Below are 1,219 nucleotides of genomic sequence, written 5' to 3' on the forward strand. Positions count from 1 at the left end.
AAAAAGGAGATACAGGTCCGCAAGGACCTGCTGGACCACAAGGTATACAAGGGGTCAAGGGTGATAATGGATCGATGATTTATAGTGTAATGATGTGCCTGCTGCCTCGCAGGGGGTGAATGGTGATTATTATTTCCGATTGTCCAATAGTATGTTTTATGGTCCAAAAACAGCGGCAGGCTGGGGGTCTGGAGTAAATCTTAGAGGAGCTACTGGTTCTGCCAACGTTATTTATAGCGGATGGCTGAGTTTTCCACAATCACAAAGATATACATCAATAGATGGAACGCAATATAAAGTTAATCATATTAATGTACCTCGTCTTACACAGTCGCTAGTTGATCAGGGCTTGATAATGGTGTATTATTTATACCAAAATTCTGTACATCAATTGCCATATACATCAGATGCAGGTCCGGGTGTTGGTCCTGCAAAAACAAGTACAATAAGCTATCTCCCAAAGCCTGGTAGAATTTTGATCACAATATATACGCATGATAACTCAGCTTCTGTTGGTTTAGGATCGATACAATTTAGATATGTCATAGTTCCTGGTGGTGTGGTGGCAACTTTGAAAAACAAGAATATTGATTTAAATGACCAGCTTGCTGTAGATAATGCGTTGAAGGAATTAAGATTGTAGTTTGGAATTCGAATTTGTGTAAAGAAGCCCAGCTTGTAAAAAGTTGGGCTTTTTTGTGAAAATGAGTTAGGTTTTGCATCTTTAATTTATGAGGTATTTATTAGTTTTATTCTTTGGTTTATTGAGTGTAAAAGGATTTTCTCAACAATCAGCTTTAGATTCTATTGCGGTTACAATTCAAACCTATATTAACCAAAATAGAATAGATATAGCTAGTAAGTCGCAAGAAGGTTCATATGTGTTAGCCTATGTTAACGATAGTTTATATGTAGATTCTTCTATTAATTTTATTGGTGAAATAGAATTTGATAAATCAAAGTTAAAGGACTCTTTTGTATATCATTTGAATTTTATAATTAATCCCATTGTGGATACTGCTATTGTGGATATAAATACTACAGGTTTGAAAATAGGTGAAAATGCATTTATAAATTACGGAATTCGTGGAGAATTTAAAGGTGGTCAGGAGCTTTTAATAAACGGATATTAAAATATATTAAGAGCTCAGGTTATACTTTGAATGACACATTAAGATTTGAATTGTATTTTGACAATATGCATCCTAGTAATTTACTC

General features: G+C 34.5%; 2 protein-coding genes. Both read left to right on the forward strand.

All coding sequences use genetic code 11. The features are described from left to right. The first annotated feature begins 94 nt into the window (after positions 1–94). A complete protein-coding gene (locus EDC17_RS16765) occupies positions 95–643 on the forward strand; it encodes a hypothetical protein (protein WP_132779382.1) in 549 nt (182 codons plus the stop codon). An 88-nt stretch (positions 644–731) separates the two neighbouring features. After that, entirely contained in the window at positions 732–1,133 is a 402-nt protein-coding gene (locus tag EDC17_RS16770) for a hypothetical protein (RefSeq protein WP_132779384.1), read from the forward strand. Positions 1,134–1,219 lie beyond the last annotated feature (86 nt).

This window comes from Sphingobacterium alimentarium (genome assembly GCF_004342685.1).
GTDB lineage: Bacteria > Bacteroidota > Bacteroidia > Sphingobacteriales > Sphingobacteriaceae > Sphingobacterium > Sphingobacterium alimentarium.